14 protein-coding genes and 1 pseudogene are annotated in these 16,268 nt (G+C 66.9%); 7 read left to right on the top strand and 8 right to left on the bottom strand.

Annotation, left to right across the window (positions count from 1 at the left end):
* Window positions 1-68: 68 nt before the first annotated feature.
* Window positions 69-1,274: a Gfo/Idh/MocA family oxidoreductase gene (locus tag NON19_RS17830; protein WP_308213704.1), complete on the top strand. Its 1,206-nt coding sequence runs from the start codon at window positions 69-71 to the stop codon at window positions 1,272-1,274.
* 81 nt (window positions 1,275-1,355) lie between these two features.
* Here the strand turns inward: NON19_RS17830 and NON19_RS17835 are convergent, their stop codons facing one another.
* Together NON19_RS17835 and NON19_RS17840 are read right to left on the bottom strand one after the other, a co-directional pair.
* On the bottom strand, window positions 1,356-2,231 hold the full coding sequence (locus NON19_RS17835) for an LLM class F420-dependent oxidoreductase (RefSeq protein ID WP_255929248.1): 876 nt from the start codon (window positions 2,229-2,231) through the stop codon (window positions 1,356-1,358).
* Window positions 2,232-2,596: 365 nt separating this feature from the next.
* Window positions 2,597-2,965, bottom strand: coding sequence for an integrase core domain-containing protein (locus NON19_RS17840; protein ID WP_255929250.1), 369 nt, complete (start codon window positions 2,963-2,965; stop codon window positions 2,597-2,599).
* Between the two features lie 377 nt (window positions 2,966-3,342).
* Here NON19_RS17840 and NON19_RS17845 point away from each other — a divergent pair, with 377 nt between their 5' ends.
* From NON19_RS17845 to NON19_RS17860, 4 genes are all read left to right on the top strand, one after another.
* On the top strand, window positions 3,343-4,641 hold the full coding sequence (locus NON19_RS17845) for a Dyp-type peroxidase (RefSeq protein ID WP_255929251.1): 1,299 nt from the start codon (window positions 3,343-3,345) through the stop codon (window positions 4,639-4,641).
* Between the two features lie 73 nt (window positions 4,642-4,714).
* A complete protein-coding gene (locus tag NON19_RS17850; RefSeq protein ID WP_255929252.1) occupies window positions 4,715-5,770 on the top strand; it encodes a YVTN family beta-propeller repeat protein in 1,056 nt (351 codons plus the stop codon).
* Between the two features lie 379 nt (window positions 5,771-6,149).
* Window positions 6,150-6,497 (top strand): multicopper oxidase domain-containing protein, encoded by a 348-nt coding sequence (locus NON19_RS17855; protein ID WP_255929253.1) that lies wholly within the window; start codon window positions 6,150-6,152, stop codon window positions 6,495-6,497.
* Complete coding sequence (locus NON19_RS17860; protein WP_255929254.1) at window positions 6,458-6,976, top strand: multicopper oxidase domain-containing protein; 519 nt, start codon at window positions 6,458-6,460, stop codon at window positions 6,974-6,976. The genes NON19_RS17855 and NON19_RS17860 overlap by 40 nt, the downstream gene beginning before the upstream one ends.
* Before the next feature lie 231 nt (window positions 6,977-7,207).
* Here NON19_RS17860 and NON19_RS17865 read toward each other — a convergent pair whose 3' ends face one another.
* From NON19_RS17865 to NON19_RS17880, 4 genes and pseudogenes are all read right to left on the bottom strand, one after another.
* A complete protein-coding gene (locus NON19_RS17865) occupies window positions 7,208-8,140 on the bottom strand; it encodes an LLM class F420-dependent oxidoreductase (protein ID WP_255929256.1) in 933 nt (310 codons plus the stop codon).
* Window positions 8,141-8,553: 413 nt separating this feature from the next.
* Window positions 8,554-8,967, bottom strand: coding sequence for a molybdopterin-binding protein (locus tag NON19_RS17875; RefSeq protein WP_372514176.1), 414 nt, complete (start codon window positions 8,965-8,967; stop codon window positions 8,554-8,556).
* Window positions 8,968-9,000: 33 nt separating this feature from the next.
* A pseudogene (locus NON19_RS33715) lies at window positions 9,001-9,306 on the bottom strand (molybdopterin-dependent oxidoreductase); the annotation flags it as partial.
* Between the two features lie 40 nt (window positions 9,307-9,346).
* The gene (locus tag NON19_RS17880) at window positions 9,347-10,210 is read right to left on the bottom strand and encodes an NAD(P)-dependent oxidoreductase (RefSeq protein ID WP_255929257.1); all 864 of its coding nucleotides are present in this window, start codon (window positions 10,208-10,210) and stop codon (window positions 9,347-9,349) included.
* A gap of 342 nt (window positions 10,211-10,552) precedes the next feature.
* Between NON19_RS17880 and NON19_RS17885 the strand changes: the two genes are divergently transcribed.
* Entirely contained in the window at window positions 10,553-11,320 is a 768-nt protein-coding gene (locus tag NON19_RS17885) for an SDR family NAD(P)-dependent oxidoreductase (protein WP_255929258.1), read from the top strand.
* A gap of 613 nt (window positions 11,321-11,933) precedes the next feature.
* Here the strand turns inward: NON19_RS17885 and NON19_RS17890 are convergent.
* Window positions 11,934-12,638: a hypothetical protein gene (locus tag NON19_RS17890; protein WP_255929260.1), complete on the bottom strand. Its 705-nt coding sequence runs from the start codon at window positions 12,636-12,638 to the stop codon at window positions 11,934-11,936.
* Window positions 12,584-13,360, bottom strand: a complete 777-nt coding sequence (locus tag NON19_RS17895; protein ID WP_255929262.1) for an SMI1/KNR4 family protein — start codon at window positions 13,358-13,360, stop codon at window positions 12,584-12,586. The genes NON19_RS17890 and NON19_RS17895 overlap by 55 nt, the downstream gene beginning before the upstream one ends.
* 2,373 nt (window positions 13,361-15,733) lie before the next feature.
* Between NON19_RS17895 and NON19_RS17905 the strand changes: the two genes are divergently transcribed.
* On the top strand, window positions 15,734-16,258 hold the full coding sequence (locus tag NON19_RS17905; protein ID WP_255929264.1) for a hypothetical protein: 525 nt from the start codon (window positions 15,734-15,736) through the stop codon (window positions 16,256-16,258).
* Window positions 16,259-16,268 lie beyond the last annotated feature (10 nt).

Genomic DNA, 16,268 nt, shown 5'->3' on the forward strand with positions numbered 1-16,268 from the left:
GCTATAACGAACGGCAAGCCAATCGACATGGAGCTGACCGTATTGCTCAGCCCGTGTCCTCCATAGCTATGGGCCGTTTTGAGATGAGAGAGCAGGCGACCGCGAACGCTGGGGTGCACATGACGTCCACTTCCCCTCATCGGGAGCCGATCCGCGTCGGTGTCGTAGGTCTGAGCGCGAGCGGCGGGTGGGCGGCCACCGCCCATCTGCCGGCACTGGCCGGGCTCGATGGATACGAGTTGCGGGCGCTGAGCGCCAGCAGCGCAGAATCCGCGCGTGCGGCCGGCGAGAAGTATGGGGTGCCGCTGGCCTACGGCGGCGCGGAGGAACTGGCCCGCAGTGAGGAAGTCGATCTCGTGGTGGTGACGGTGAAGGTTCCGCATCACCTGGAACTCATCCGACCCGCGCTCGAAGCAGGGAAGATGGTGTTCAGCGAATGGCCGTTGGGTGCCGACCTCGCGCAGGCCGAGGAATTGGCCGACCTCGCACACCGCAGGGGTGTGCTCACGGCCGTCGGCCTGCAGGCCCGGTCGGCTCCGCCGCTTCGGTACCTGCGGGACCTGGTCGCCGACGGCTACGTGGGGCGGGTGCTGTCGACCAGCATGCTCGGGTCGGGCTGGATCGGCGGCGCCACCTACGACGACCACTATGCGTACGTGCTGGACGTCACCAGCGGCGGCACGCTGCTATCGATCCCCTTTGGGCACTCGGTCGACGCGCTGGCCATGGTGCTCGGGGAGTTCCACGAGGTGTCGGCTCTCATCGAAAACCTGCGCCCGGAGGTCGTCCACGTCACGAGCGGGGCGGTCGCGGCCAAGACTGCAGAGGACCAGATCGCCGTCATCGGTGTGCTGGAGTCGGGGGCCGTAGCCGCAATGCACATCCGTGGTGGGACGTCCCGCGCCGCCGCGTTTCACTGGGAGATCAACGGCACGGACGGCGATCTCGTCGTCAAGGCCGACCAGGCGCTGTGGTTCCAGGGGCGGCTGCAGCTGTACGGCGCCCGGGGAAAGGACCGCGCGTTGACCGAACTTCCGGTTCCCGCCCGCTATCAGCGGTCGCTGACGCAATGGACCGAGCGATCCGCCGAGCCCGCCTGCAACGTCGCCCACGCGTACGCGCTTCTGCGCGACCAGATCACCGGGAATCTTGCGCCGGATGAGGACGGTGTTCCCGACTTCCGGCACGCCGTCCGGCGACACCGCATGCTGGAGCGGATTCGAGAGGCGGCGTGCGCGGGCCGGAAGGTCACACTCGCAGAGCAAGGCTCGTAGGCCCCGAAGTGAGTCAGGTCGGGAGCTCGACCGTTTTGCCCTCGGCGAGGATGACCACGGTTCCGGTGTTCCCCGAGGCCGTTATCCCAAGAGAGAAGCGAGCCTGCGCCATTCCTCCCTCGGGAGCTTGTCCCTGTGGGTGCCGGTGACCACCTGGAGGGCCACGTGGTCCCCGCCTGCCTGGTGGAAGGTGTCGATGCGGTCGCGGATGCGGTCCTCATCGCCCCAGGCGAAGACCGCGTCGATCAGGCGGTCGCTGCCGCCCTCGGTCAGGTCGGCCTCGGTGAAACCGTGCCGCAGGAAGTTGTTGGTGTAGTTCGGCAGGGTGAGGTACATGGCGAGGGCGTCGCGGGCCAGGGCGCGGGCCCGGGCTGGGTCGGTCTCCAGGACCACCTTCAGCTCCGGGGCGAGCAGCGGGCCCTGACCGAGGATCTCGCGGGCCTGGGCGGTGTGTTCGGGCGTGACCAGGTAGGGGATGGCGCCGGCCGCCCGCTCGCCGGACAGCTTCAGCATCTTCGGGCCCAGCGCGGCCAGCACCCTGCTGTCGGCGGCGACGCCGGCCTCGTCCAGCTCGTCGAGGTAGCCGGTCATCGCCGCGTACGGGCGGCTGTAGTCCTTCACCAGCGGGCCGTGGCTCACTCCGAGACCCACCAGGTAGCGGCCGGAGTACGCCGATTCCACCTCGGAGAAGGCGGCCGCGGTCGTGGCGGCCTCCTGCTGCCAGATGTTCAGGACGCTGGTGCCGACGACGATGCGGCGCGTCGCCCCGATCAGCGGGGCGGCGTGGTCGGCGGTGCTGTTGTTGCCGAGCCAGACGGCGCCGTACCCAAGTTCCTCCAGTTCGGCCGCGGCCTCGTCCAGTTCGCCGCGCCGGGCCGGGTCCTCCGAGCGCAGTTCGACGCTCCAGGCGCCGTACCGGCCGACTCGCTGCTTAAGGGGGACTGTGGTGTCGCTCATCGGGTGTTCCTCCGGGTGGTGGGCTGTGCCGTGATCATCACGTCTGCAGCCACTGCCGAACGGAGGGCTTCCCGGGTCGATTCCCGCCGTTCCCTCAGTTGGTCGAGCGGACCATAGGACGTCGAACACTGCGGGTGCCGATTAATCATCTGTGCAGGTCACGCGGCATGCTGATACTCATGTAAGACGCCGCCGGGTCGGTTGAGTCGGCAACGAATCATGGTGCTGCCCGCCCCTGCCCACGTGAAGACCGCGATCACGCAGCCATACCTGGCAAGACGCAGTGATCAACGATCAAGGCGCCCACCTGCCCGGATGATTTATCGGCACGCGCACTGTTGACCAGGTCGTTTGTCTGGGTGCAGTTAGGCTGCTTGGTGGTACTCGTTGATGAGGCTGCCGAGCAGTTGTGTGCGGGGGATGCGGCCTTCCAATGGGATGACGGGTGCCGTCTGGCTGGTCTGCACGGTGTGGGGAGGTCGTTGCTGGAGGGATTGATGGGGGCGGTGCCGGTTGTAGTGGTCAGTGTAGGTGTCCGGCACAGTGCGCAGGTGGCCCTCGTTGAGGACGAGGATCCGGTCGGTGCACTCGCGGCGGACGGTGCCGAGCCAGCGTGCCGCGAAGGCGTTCGTCTTCGCGAGGATTTCCACTTCCCTGTCGTGGTCGCTCATCGCCAGCAGCCGCAGCATCGCGAACGCGTCGGCCACACTCAGGGACGTCAGTCGCAGCAGCATGGATGATCGTCATGCCCGGCGACCCCGACCGCCGGTGGCGAGACGGCGCAGTCCATCCGCTGACTCGCATGGATGGACTTCTCGGCAACCACAAGATCGGCGTAGCGTAGTGAGTCACCGTGAAGGTACGCGTGGTGAGCAGATAGATCATCCTTACGATCACGATGACGGATCATGCCCGGACCACGAACAACGCCCAGCCCGGCAGCAGTGAAGGAATTTCGGAGCGCTACGCGCCGGTCCGATTCCGACTACCGCTGGACACAGTCAGGCTCCGGCCCCCGGGGCACGCATGGCCGCCGTCAGGATGCGTGTGAACGCCCTGCGTGTTCGCATTTGACCAACGGTTATCCGCGGGTCGTTGCGAGAGGGAGAGCATGAGCGAGGGGAAGGGTTCGGCCTTGGCGGACGGGTGGGGCGGCGGAGGGTGCCCGGTGGGGCTCTTCGCCCGGCGGTCGGTGCTTCAGGGTACGGCCGCCGGGCTTGTCGGAGCCGCGGGCGGGAACCTGATCGGCGGTGATTCGGCCGTCGCCCAGAGTGCGGGCGGCGGGGATCGGACGACCGGGAAGCTGATTCCGTTTCACGGCTACCACCAGGCGGGCATCGCCACTCCGCCCCAGACGGTCGGCGCATTCTCCGCCTTCGAGGTGACCGCCTCGAACCGCGCGGAACTCATCGAACTGTTCCGCATCCTGACCGCGCGAATCCGCCTGCTCACCTCGGGCAGGACCGAACCGAACGCGCCGGACGCACCGCCAGCGGACAACGGCATCCTGGGCCCTGGTGTCGTACGGGACGATCTCACCATCACTGTCGCCGTCGGCGCGACCCTCTTCGATGAGCGTTACGGGCTGCACGCACGCAAACCCGTCCAGCTCAAGACCATGACGCCGTTCCTTCACGACGACCTGGACCCCACCATCTCTCAGGGTGACCTGCTACTGCAGGTGTGCGCCGGACACCGCGACACCACGGTGCACGCGATGCTCGACATCCTCTCCCACACCAAGGGCTTGATGAAGTTGCGCTGGCGCTTCCACTGTCAGCGCAATCCGCCGCGTCCCACCGGCATCCCCCGCGACTGGTTCGGTTTCAAGGACGGCATCACAAACCCCGACACCACCAACACCGCCCAAATGGACAAGTTGGTCTGGGTACAGCCGAACACCGCTGAACCCGCATGGGCGGCGGGCGGCACCTATCAGGCGGTGCGCATCGTCCACTTCTTCCTCGAGGCATGGCAGAAAGTGCCGGTCGCCCAACAAGAGCGGATCTTCGGCCGTCGCAAGATCAGCGGCGCCCCCTTGTACGCCGTCTCCGACGACGCACCGGACACCTTCGATCCCATCTACACCAATGACCCGCAGGGCCTGATCACCCCGCTGAACTGCCATGTCCGATTGGCCAATCCGCAGACCCCGCAAACTGCGTCGACCAGTTCCATCCTGCGCCGCAGCTACGACTACGAGCGCAGTCCCGACATGGACGGCCGCCCGGATCTGGGGCACGTGTTCTGCTGCTTCCAACGCGAACTCAACACGTACATCGCCATGCAGACCCGGTTGGAAGCCGAGGCGTTGGTGCCGTACATCACTCCGCGCGGCGGAGGCTACTTCTTCGCGCTTCCGGGAGTGCGAGACCACCGGGACCATCTTGCCCGCACGCTGCTGACCTGACTGCTGCCCACCGGCCGTCGCGAGACGGCGCCCGGGCGACACACCGACGTTCCACCAGTATCCAGGAGCCGAGATGCGTTTTCCCCGGGGAATCCGAACCCCCAACGACGGCCGTCGGCACGGGAAGGCACTCCGACGGGCGCTGGCCGTGGGCGCGGGACTGCTGATCGCCGCCGGTCTCCTCGCCGCCTGGCTCATCCCGGTGTCGTCCCCATCGTCCTCCGCCGCCCCGCTCGCGGGCACCGGGGGCCGGGTGTACGTCACCAACCAACTCGACAACACCGTCTCCGTGATCGATGCCGCGACAAACAAGGTCCTCACGACCGTCCCCGTGGGCACGGCGCCGGAAGGCATCGCGGTCACCCCCGATGGCAGGCGCGCGTACGTCGCCGACAACGGATCGGCTGCGGTCTCGGTGCTCGACACCAGGACCGGCCGGATCGTGGCCACCGTAGCGGTCGGAACCAAACCCACCGGCGTCCGACTAAGCCCGGACGGAACCCGGCTGTACGTGGCGAACGGCGGCTCGAACAGCGTCTCCGTAGTCGACACCCGAGCCAACCGTGTGACCGCGACTGTCCCGGTCGGCGTATCCCCGGTGAGCGTGGCCGTCAGCGGTGACGGTGCCGCGGTCTACGTCGCGAACCTTGGGTCGCGCAATGTCTCGGTGATCGACACCCGCACGCATCGAGTCACCCGGAGCCTGCCGGCCGGTCGCTCTCCGGCGGGTGTCGCCGTCGCACCGGACGGCGGGTCGGTATACGTGGCCGATGAGACGGCGGCGAGCGTGTCGGTGGTCGGGCTGGGTTCCCGGTCGAGTGCGGCCACCGTGCCGGTCGGCGAAGGGCCTTTCGCCGTGGCGCTGGCTCCGGACGGCTCGCGCGCCTACGCCGCTGCTCTTGGACCAGGCAAGGTATCCGTCATCGATACCCGAAGCCACCGCGTCTCGGCCACCGTCACCGTTGGCCCTCCGGGCACCGACCCGTTCAACCTGGCGGTCACCTCCCGCGCGGTCTACGTCACGGAGCAGGGAGCGGGCACACTGACGGTCATCGACCCCAGAAGCCTCAAGGTCACCGCAACCATCACGGTCGGCACCAGTCCCTATGGGGTGGCCGTGTCCTCATGACCGCATTCACATGGCGTGGACCGGAATGGCCGATCAGGGAATGCGCGTCCAGCGGGGCGCGGTGTGATGGCGGTGTTTGGCTGCGTCGGCAGTTGGTAAGCCCCCGGGGGCGCCGCGTCCAAGGCCATGGCCAGCGGCTCGATACCCCAATGGAGGACGGCATAGCACGTCGTCGATCGGTCGCGGCCCGGCACGTGATCGTGTTGGCCATTCCTTTGTCATTGGTCGCCTTTGCCGTTGGGGCGCCCCCGCCAAGGCGCCGTCATGGTGGGCGCCGCGGAGCGCGGCGGATCCGTTCTCCTCCGCGCACGTTGGGCAACCGCTGCACGATCCCCCAGAGCTGGCCAGCCGTCACGGTGTTTTCACCGCAGGGATCGTCGTGGAGCGGCGGAAGGCCCAGGTAGGTTCCCGCAGATTGTTCGCGCCCACCTGCAACGGCTCCTACCTGCCGCCTACCCTGCGCCTGAGACCCGGCGACCGGCTGGACCTGGCCATGACCAACCGGACAGGCGAGGGCACCAACCTGTACGTCCACGGGCTCCATGCGTCCCCGCGCAGTCCCGCCGACAACATCTTCATCACCATCAAGCCGGGCCAGACCTACAGGTACTCGTACCGCCTCCCGCCCCCCCGCCACCCGGCACGTACTGGTACCACTCGCACGAGGACCAGCGATCCGCCCCGCAGGTGGCCGGAGGCGAGTCGGGCGTCGTCGTCGACGGGCTGAGTACGTATCTGCCGACGTCACTGCGCCACATCACCGAGCACGTCATCGCGCTCAAGGGGCACGCCAGGATCACCGCGCGGCACACCGTGGTCTATACGGAGAACGCCGCGGGCACCGAGTTCTACATCAACGGCAAGCAGTTCGACCCGAACCGGGTGGACTTCACCTCCCACCTCAACACTGTCGAGGAGTGGACCGTTCGCAACGACACGGACGAGGAGCACTCCTTCCACCTGCACACCAACCACCTCCGGGTGATGAGCATCAATGGTGCCCCCGCGCCCCGCGGACACGCCTGGTACGAGACGTTCAACATCCCGGTGCGCGGCAGCGCGGTCATCCGCACCCGTTTCACCGACTTCGTGGGAAAGACGGTTCTCCACTGCCACCTGCTCAATCACGAGGACAAGGGCATGATGGCCGTCCTCAACATCGTTCCCAGCCACCAACCCATCACAGCACGTCATGGCGGTACGTGACGCCCGGTGAGTCACGTTGAGCCAGCGCAGTCAGGGCGGTTGCCTGCTGTTCATGGGCTCCAGGCCAGGGTCCGTGGGGCCGTGTCTGGCAGGTCAACCACGCAAGACCCGGTCCAGTGGGAGTGCTCCGTGTGCATCGGTGGCCAACTCCGTGACACGACGGATTGGGCCAGGTGAGGGTGACCAATGCGAGCCGCGGTCAGCAGGTCCATCGACACAATCCTGTGTCAATCAAACGGCCGCGTCACGGACTTCCGTGTGGATCCGGACTGCCAGGTCGAGGAGTTCGTCGGCATCGCCGATGTTCCACTGGAGGTCGAGCAGCACCTCTTCGGCTCCGACGGCGGCATGAGCGGCCACGTCTTCCACGATCTGCTCGACTGTGCCGGTGAACGGCTGGCGCTCGGCATCGCTGATCGGGGAGCCGGTGAGCTGTACGTTGCCTCTGACGCACAGGGTCAGCGCCTCAGCGCCGCGGCCGTGCGAGGCGGCCAGCTCCTTCACCGTCCGCCACTGCGTTGCCAGGTCAGCCGCTGAGATGCCCGTCGGCATCCAGCCGTCGGCGCGGCGCGCCACGCGGTCCAGCGCTCTTCCGCCGGTCGCCGCCAGATAGACGGGGATGGGGCGGGCGGGCTTCGGCCCGACCTCCGCCTCGTCGATCACCGTGTGAGCGCCACGGTACGACACCGGGTCCGGACCCCACACCGCGGCGCAGACGTCCAGGAGTTCGTCCATCACCGCCCCGCGTTCCTCGAACGGAGCGATGGATGCCGCCGCGTATTCGTCCAGCGACCAGCCCGTCCCGAACCCGGCCACCACCCGGCCACCGCTCACCGCATCCAACGTGGCGAGGGCGCGGGCGAGTTGGACCGGCACGTGCAACGGAGCGATCAGTACGCTGCTCCCCAGCCGAGCCCGTTCGGTCACCGCGGCGGCGAGCGAGAGCACCACCAGCGGATGGGCCACCGAACGGTAGGCGTCCGGCCAAGCTCGCCCGGGGATCCCGTACAGCCCCTGGTGCGGCCGCTCCGGGACGAGCAATCGTTCGAACACCCACAGGCTCTCGTAACCGATCTGCTCGGCCGCGCGCGCCACCCGTGCGGGATCGCGCGCCAGATCGTACCGATTGTTCTGCGGCAGCCCGAGGCCCAGCCTGATCGCCATGGTTCAATCCTCTTCCACCGCCTCGTGCGGCGCATCCCGAACGAGTCCTATTTGGCCCCACTTCGTCATGCCTCTGTTGAAGCCGTCATGGACCGCCCACCGGCCCGAAGTGTCCAGGCGCGGGCCCGGATCCCCAGTGCTCCGTCAAGACGACCGTGCAGTGGCCGAGTAGCCAGCAGCGATGCCTTCATCTCGCGCCGACCACCACCCAGACCTCCGCACAGACGTCAAGTAGTCCGTCCAGTACTCGCCTGCGCCTCTCGAACGGAGCGATGGATGCCGCTGCGTACTCATCCAGCGAGACGAAGGCCGCCTCCCGGTGCGGACGTGGACATCCTTCTTACGGCCTTGTGCGCGAAATCGGTCGTGTGCCGCGCGGCGAGCCTCAGTGGCTAGAAGGCCGAAGTGCCCGGTCAGGGGCGGACGATGACGTGCGGGCGGGCCCAGGAGTTGTTGGCGTAGCCTCGGGGGTTCCAGACGGTCGCCGGTGATTCGGGTGGTACGGCCGCGGTGTCGTCCCAGGCGCGGGCGATCAGCTGCGCGCCGCCCGGCGGCATGATGAGTGCGGCGTGCCAGTGCTGCCACGTCCAGGGATTTTCGGGTTCGTCCAGATCGGCATGGACCCAGGTGCTGCCGCCGTCGGGGATACGTCCACGCGTGCCACGGTTCGGTCTCCTCCCTCGAGGGCGGAGCCGGTCACCTCGGTCGGGCCGGACGGGAGCTGGGCGCCCTTGTCGGGCCGCAGGATGGCGCGGTGGATGCCGAGCGGGCCGAGAGGTGATGCCATCGCTTGGTGCGGCCTTGTGGGGGTCGCCTTCGGGCGGCAAGATGCTGTACTCGGTTTGGAAGTGGTTGTCGGTTGCTTCGGCCTGTGCGGTGAGGCGTTGGAACCATTTGACGCTGCGGGCGCCGATCCAGCCCCGGAGCACCACGCGCAGCGGGGCTCCGTGCGCGGTGGGCCGGGCCTGGTCGTTCATGGCCCAGGCCAGGAGCACCTCGCCGGAGGTGGCCTTCGTCGTCGGGATGGAGGCGCCGAAGGGCTGTGGCGGGTCAGCGGTCTGTGAGACGTCGGCGCCAATGCAGGCGATGTGGGCCGCTTCCGCTCGCAGTCCGGCCTCGCTCAGCACATCTGCCAGGCGCCCTCCGCCCCAGCACGCGGTGGTGACCCGCCTGCGGTCGGGATTGGAGCCACGGCCCGCAGACGGGTCAGGTCGGAGGCCGCCTCAGGAAGTCGACGGCGGCGAGGTCGTCGCTGTCATGACCGGCTGCGGCGGTAGCTGCCAGGCGGTCTCGGACGGTTTGGAGGAGGGGGCTGAGGGTGGCGGATGCCGCGGCCAGTTCGATGTCCTTGAGGGCGAGTCGCACCGCGAAGCCGGGTGCGTATGAGGCGTTGTCCATGAGGCTCACCTTCTGCAACTCGTAAGGCATGGCGAGCGGGCCCGCCTCAAGCACCCGGACGAACGTGGCGTGGTCGACGCCGAGTGTGTCGCACAGGGAAAGAACGTCGCTCATGGCGACCGTGGATGCGGCCATCCAGGCATTGACGGCGAGCTTGACGGCACTGCCCTCGACCCCCCTCCCGACGTGGAGCACGGACGAACCGAGATCGTCGAGCACAGGACGCACCCACGCGAGGACGTCCTCGGGACCGGCGACCAGCCAGACGAGCTTGCCCTCCCGAGCGGGAGCGGTGCTTCCCGACACCGGCGCGTCGAGGTAGGCGACACCGTGATCACGAGCCATATCAGCCAGGGCGCTGGCGTGCCGTGGCCCCACCGTGCTCGCCTGCACCCAGACGGCGTCGCTGTCGAGCCGACCGATGGCATCTGACATGACCTCCGCCACCGCTTCGCCGTCACGCAGCACCGTGATGACGACGGACGCACCCGAGACCGCATCGCCGAGCGCCACAACGGCCGTGACCCCAGCCGCGTGCTCGGCCGCCACGCGGGCCCTGCCCTCCGTGCGGTTCCACAACCGCACCTCGTGTCCGGTGTCTCCGAGTCGCGTCGCCATCGCGGTGCCAAGTGCGCCCGCTCCGAGCACAGCGACGGTGGAAACCTGAGCCATGGAAACCCCTTGCGGACGGCGGACGCAGGCGAATACCTGCTGAACGCGGAAGATCCGCGCCCTTTGCACGAGTTAAACGGAGCCCGGGGCCTATCGCAGCTTGAGGCCGCCGAGTCGACCGGGCCGATCCCGAGATGATGTGTTGCTGTGAGCCATACGGACCATCAGGTGTCGCCGTTTGATGGATGCCGCGGTCAGGTCCGATGCGGCTGTCGTCCGTCTGGGCACCCTCGGTGTGCGGTGACAGGGATACGTCCTGCCCGATGAGGAACCTGGTGTCCGTACGGGTTTCGGACCGCTTGCCCGTGGCTCACTTGTGTGGTTGCAGGGAGGACCCTCGACGTGTCTGATCTGGTCGTTCTCATCACGGGTGCGCTCACCGGTATCGGCCGCGCCACCGCCTTCGCTTACGCCCGTCAGGGCGTGAACCTTGTGGTCTCCGGCCGTCACGAGGACGTGGGGGAGCAGCTCGCCAGGGAGCTGTCCGGCCATGGGGCTTCGGCCGAGTTCGTGCGTGCCGATGTCCGCTTCGACGCCGAGGTGAAGGACCTTGTCGACCGTGCGGTCGAGCGGTTCGGGCGGATCGATGTCGCGTTCAACAATGCCGGTACCGAGGGAACACCCGGCCCTGTCACCGAGGTGACCGAAGAGCAGTACCAGGCCACTTTCGATACCAACGTCAAGGGAACGCTGCTGTGCCTGAAGCATGAGTTCCGTGTTATGAGAGAACAGGGCGGCGGCAGCATCGTCAACGTCAGCTCCGGCTACGGCCTGATGGGTTACCCCGGGGCGGCCTTGTACGTCGGGAGCAAGCATGCCGTCGTCGGCATCACGAAGGCGGCCGCACTCGAAGGCGCCGCTCACGGTATCCGGGTCAACGCGGTCGCGCCCGGCTACACCCGGACCGCTATGTACGAGCGGTTCACCGGCGACGACACGGCGCGTGATGCGGTCGATTCGGTGCTGCCCATGCATCGGGCGGGCACCCCGGAGGAGATCGCCGAGGCCGTCCAGTACCTGGGTTCCGACAAGGCGAGCTATGTCACCGGGCACGTCCTGATTGTCGACGGTGGCCTGTTGGCGGGCGGGCCCCTGTTCCCGAGCTCGTGAATCAAGGGGCTGGCAACGGTGTGGGTGCCGGAAAGTACATCCACGCTGGTCAAGCTGCATGTCGGTACTCGTGGAGAGTTCCGCCTACCCGGTCGTGGCGGCGTATGTTCAGTTGGGCGATCCAGTCCGGATCGTTGATCGGCGTGGACCGTGCTCGCAGGGGTGAGCCTTGGTTGAGGCGCGCCGACACCGTTGGGGCATCGCTGTCCGAGTGGTCGGTGAGGTCGATGTTCATCGTGGTCGATGCGGCGCTTGCGACCAGCGCGCTTGAGCACGGTAGCGATCTGCATGCGCGTCAGCCGAGCCGGCCTTGGTCGGGATCGGGGCGGATTTGAGGGGTTCGCGGGCTTCGGGGCGGCACAGGTCGTTAGCCCAGGTGGCGGAGGCCGCCAGGGCGGCGGGATAGTACTCGCGCAGCAAGAACCGAAGTTGGTTGGACAGCTGCTGCCGGTTCCAGATCGCACCACGCGAACGGCACTTTCGCGTCCCGGGCGCGCTGGAGCATCGCGCAGTAGTAGCCCTCACTCGGTTGGGGCCGCTGATGCACCCGTAAGCGGCCCCGTGCGGGTTCGGCCAGCGCTTCAGGGGTGGTGCGGAGGCGACGCGACTGGCATCAGTCTCCAGCCCGACACATTGAAAGGATTTCCCGCCCCCGCTCCTCGGTGATCATCTCGGCGAGTACGGGGTCGGCGAACAGCACCACGGGAACTATGTGGTCGTCATGCAGCGGGCGCCATAGCCGAATCGCCTCCTTCAGCTCGGGCCAGGCCGCGTCAATGAGCCGCCGCTGACGCTCCCGTGCCCGATCGTAGTCGCCGAACGGGTCGGGCACTTCGAAGTCGGCGGGCATACCGTCTTCCGATTCCTCGCTGATGAAAACCGCAGAGGCGGTCAGGGGTGGCATCTCCACGCGAACGGCGAGCTGGCCGTCCACCCACACCTCTTCGTGGGTCGTGTTCCGTCGCTGCTCCTCATGCGGGTCCCGGACCTGGAACGCGGGGTCAGCGGTCAGCCGGTCCACGAAGTGGTGGACGGCGGCGTCGAATTCCGGTTTACCGAAGGAGAGTTGGAAGTCGGGAGCGGCGCGGCGGGCTTCATGGTCGGCGATGAGTGACTGCAGCCATTCCGGGCCGTTCTCCTTGGAGAATTGCAGCGTCGACCATCCGTGTGGCAGATCGCGAGTGCGGTCCTCCTCGAAGACAAGAGGCAACAACTCTGACAAGAACAGGGGGTGTTGCAGGATGCCGGGATGGTGCGCGTAGTTCACGACATGGCTGATCTTGGCCTCGTGCTCGCCGCCGCCGAGCATGGCCAGCATCTGGAACCGCAGAAGCAGAGCCCGCTCGTTGCCGAATTCCTCTGCCTCGGCCAACACCTCCAACGGCCCCTCGATCTCGCCTTTGAGGGCGGGGCCTCTTCCACCTTGGCGTCCCAGCGGTCCTTGGTCTCCCCTGCCGGTTTCCGCAAAGCATGGAACGACTTGTACTGGTGGTACATCAACTCGTAGAAGGAGTCGAAAGGCTCCAGCCCGCACCCGGACCATGAAGCGAGCCAGTAAGCGGTCCACTCCCCGCGCCCATTTACCTCTCCGGGGTCAAGGAAGACATCCGCCGCGTCACCGTCGAGCGAGACAAGCAGAGAACGCCTCAGCACCTCGGCCTCGTTGATCACGTCAGCGTCCTGCTGTTCCTCCTCGCTCCCTGCGTTGCCCTGCGCGAGTTCGTCATAGATCTCGATCAGGTACGACCGGTCGGAATCGGCCAGCCACTCCAGCTCGGCCGTTCCAGCCAGCCGGTAGATGAAACAGCCCGCGTCCCGCCACCCGTTGGTAACCGCCAGGAATTCGCGCAGCGACGGCGGCAGGGTGCGGCCCAGTCGGGCCTCGGCCGCCGCGATCTCCTCCTCGCTGGCCTGGGCGAAGCCGAGCCAGCGGTCACGCACTACCGCCTCGTCCAACTCGCCGTCCTTCTCAGGGTCATGGCTGTCGATCCACTCCTCGCTCCACCGCTGGAGGAACGGACGCCACTGCTCACGGTTCACTGGTGTGCTCCCTCGCCTCGAGGCCACTGCGACAGGGCAAGGACAGCACAGGGGTACGACAACGCCCGGGCACGGATCAGCCCAACGGCCTCGCCCGCAACGGATATGCGATGGACCCACGCCGCGTGCCGTGGCAAGACTCACCTGTGACGACAACAGAAACGGTACGCCTGAGCCCGTAACCGAGGAGAACCTGCCGCGCCTGCGCGAACTGGCCATCGCCGAAGCCGAATCGGAGCAAGCGATGCCGCCCGTGCCAGACTCAGCGGCGGGCTGATCGGGTGCGCCTCACCGGCACGTTCCGTCAGCGACCAGGCGATCTTTCGCTCCAGGGGCGCGATCAGCCCGGCCATGTACTCCAGCGCCCGGACCTGCGGCTCGGATCGGGAAAATGGCGAGGCGAGCCGCGCGCGCAGTTCAAACTGCCGGCCAAACCGGCGTACAAACGTTGCTGCTGGACGTGAGCGAAGCCAACCAATGGCAACTCGTGAAGACTCTTGACTGCGGCGTGTCCAAGACAGCGTCGAATCCCGGCCTTTTGAGGTGTCAGCTTGCGCAAGCGGAAGCACTCCGGAGGAGAGCAACGTGCGCCTACTACGCTACGGTCGCCAGGCCGCCCGCCCCGCCAACCAAAGGGGAAGCTCGCCAGACATACGACGAGAGCGGATGTCTCTGGCGGAAGACCGTGTACCTATTGCGACGCGCGCGACGTTCGGGCGGACCGTAACGACGCAGGCGACGTGGTCCGCGGGGATCGAAGAGATCTGCCGAAGGCATGTAGGAAGCGGGACGGCCTCAATGGCGGTGCGAGAGAAGCCCATGTGCACAGACTCCTTTACTCGGCGGAGTACGCTTGAAACTGACCTCGAAGAACGACCTGGAGCACGCCGCTCAGACGCACTTGAGCTGGGGGTCAAGGGGTCGCAGGTTCAAATCCTGTCGTCCCGACTTGCGAAACCGCAGGTCGAAGGCCGTTTCCGTGAGTAACGGAAGCGGCCTTTGTCGTGTTTGCGGTGGGAGCGAACGGGGAGCCCTCTGGGAGCGCTCTTGCTCCCAGCCTCAAGTGGTGTCAATCGGGGGCGATTTGTCCGTCGTCCGGTCGGGTGGATGTGGGGCGCGGTACGGGGGCGTTGCGCGCGGTCGTCAACCGTTGGGTGGCGAGGTCACCCGGGATGATGTTGATGTAGCGGGCATCGAGAGGCCTAAACGCCCCTTGGCGGGTTCTGGCCGACCTTTGGCCAAGGGAGCGGGGTGGGGTGCTCCCCGTGGGGCGGGGCAGGGACATTGCCCGAGGTGCCCAGATCGTTCGTCCGCGCAGGTGAGCCCAGGTCCTGCCACTTCGGCGTCACGGTCATCGCACCGCAAAGCCGAGGCAATGCCCCTTGGCGCCGTGCCGCAGACGGGGCAATCCCAGGGCGGGCGCGCGGTACGACGCCGCTGCGCGCGGTACGGAGCGTCTGGCTTGGCCATGGGACGACCAATACGACACGTCCGCGCGAACGCAGTCAGAGGGCATGGCGGGACCGGGGCGGGCTTGGGGTGGATGGACCTCCAAGTCGGCCGGGCGGGTGGCGGCGGCTCGTCAGTCCTGACTGCCGCGGTAAAAGTCCAGAGGAGAGAAGACGACCGCCAAGTTGAGCAGGTCATGCTCGCCAGCGGCGTGAGCTCCGCCTAGGCAACCGATGAGAGGAGCGATGGCCCGTCAAGCCAACACGGGCGGACCTGTTGATGGTTGGCCGCAGGTTCGAGCCCCCGGCAGGAGCCACAAAACATGGCTGGTCGGGTCGGCGGCGCTGATCTGGTCATTCGGGCCCGGGTGGCGGTGGAGGGCCGGACGCGGCTGGTGCCGCTTCCTCCCGGTGGGTGACGGGACTCCGTGGTGCGCAGGTTCGAATCCCCAGGGGGAAGGTGCTCCATGCGTCGATGCCCGGCTGGGTGGCGTAGAGGGTCAGGCCGTAGGCCGAGCCGGAACCCGACCACGCCGATGAGGTCGGCGAACCGGCGATTGAGGCAGGAGGTGTTGCCGACGTTGATGGGCGCAGGTGCCCTGTGCCCATGAGTCGTCGATCCGCCGTAAGGATCGATGGCGATGTGAGTAATGCCACAGTAGTGACTTATCGTGACACCTGCAGACTGGTTTGCCAGTGGGAACACCTTGGCCAGAGCTGTGAAGAGCGTGTGAACGTTGCGGTCGGTAGCTGATGCATGATCAATGCGTGGTCAGTACCCGTCATATCGCTGTTCACTTCACCCTCTCCGCGCATAGAGTCCTCTGTGATCGCGAGGGCGACCTGCTCGCGTGAACCGGGGGGTTCGAAGCAGGAAACTTCCTTGCGATCTCGACCATGTCGCACGTATCCGGGGGGAACCTGCATGACTAAAAAGATCAAAAAGGCGTTAGGCACTGCGGCGGCCACGGCAGCGGTCACCGCGCTCGGCCTGGTCGCTCCACAGACATCTGTGGCTGAGACTGCGGCTATCTCACACGTCAAGCTCTCCTCCAAGGCAAACGCTGCTACCCGCGCCATCGCGGCGGCCGATCCACAGGCGGCGAAGGCCGCAGCCACGCTCTGCGGAGCGGGCTACGAGCTCTACAACGCCGAACGCCTGCCTGACGCGCGGCGGTTTGCAACACTCTTCACGTATGACAACGGGGGAACCGGCCCACGCAACTGCGAATGTGCCGTCTTCGACAACAATCTGGGGATCAGCCAGTACATGAAGCTGAAGATGTGCGAGAACCAAGCGAGCAATCCCCGCTGCTCCGTCGATGCGAATTACTACACCCAGTACGCAGGACCGGTTCGCATGAACAACTGTCCGACTGTGACGGCGATCATGGCAGACACGCCGAGTAGCACGGCGTACATCAACGCCGTCCGCGGCTTCTGCGACTGAGACGCCTGAT

The organism is Streptantibioticus rubrisoli (assembly GCF_024436055.1).
GTDB lineage: Bacteria > Actinomycetota > Actinomycetes > Streptomycetales > Streptomycetaceae > Streptantibioticus_A > Streptantibioticus_A rubrisoli.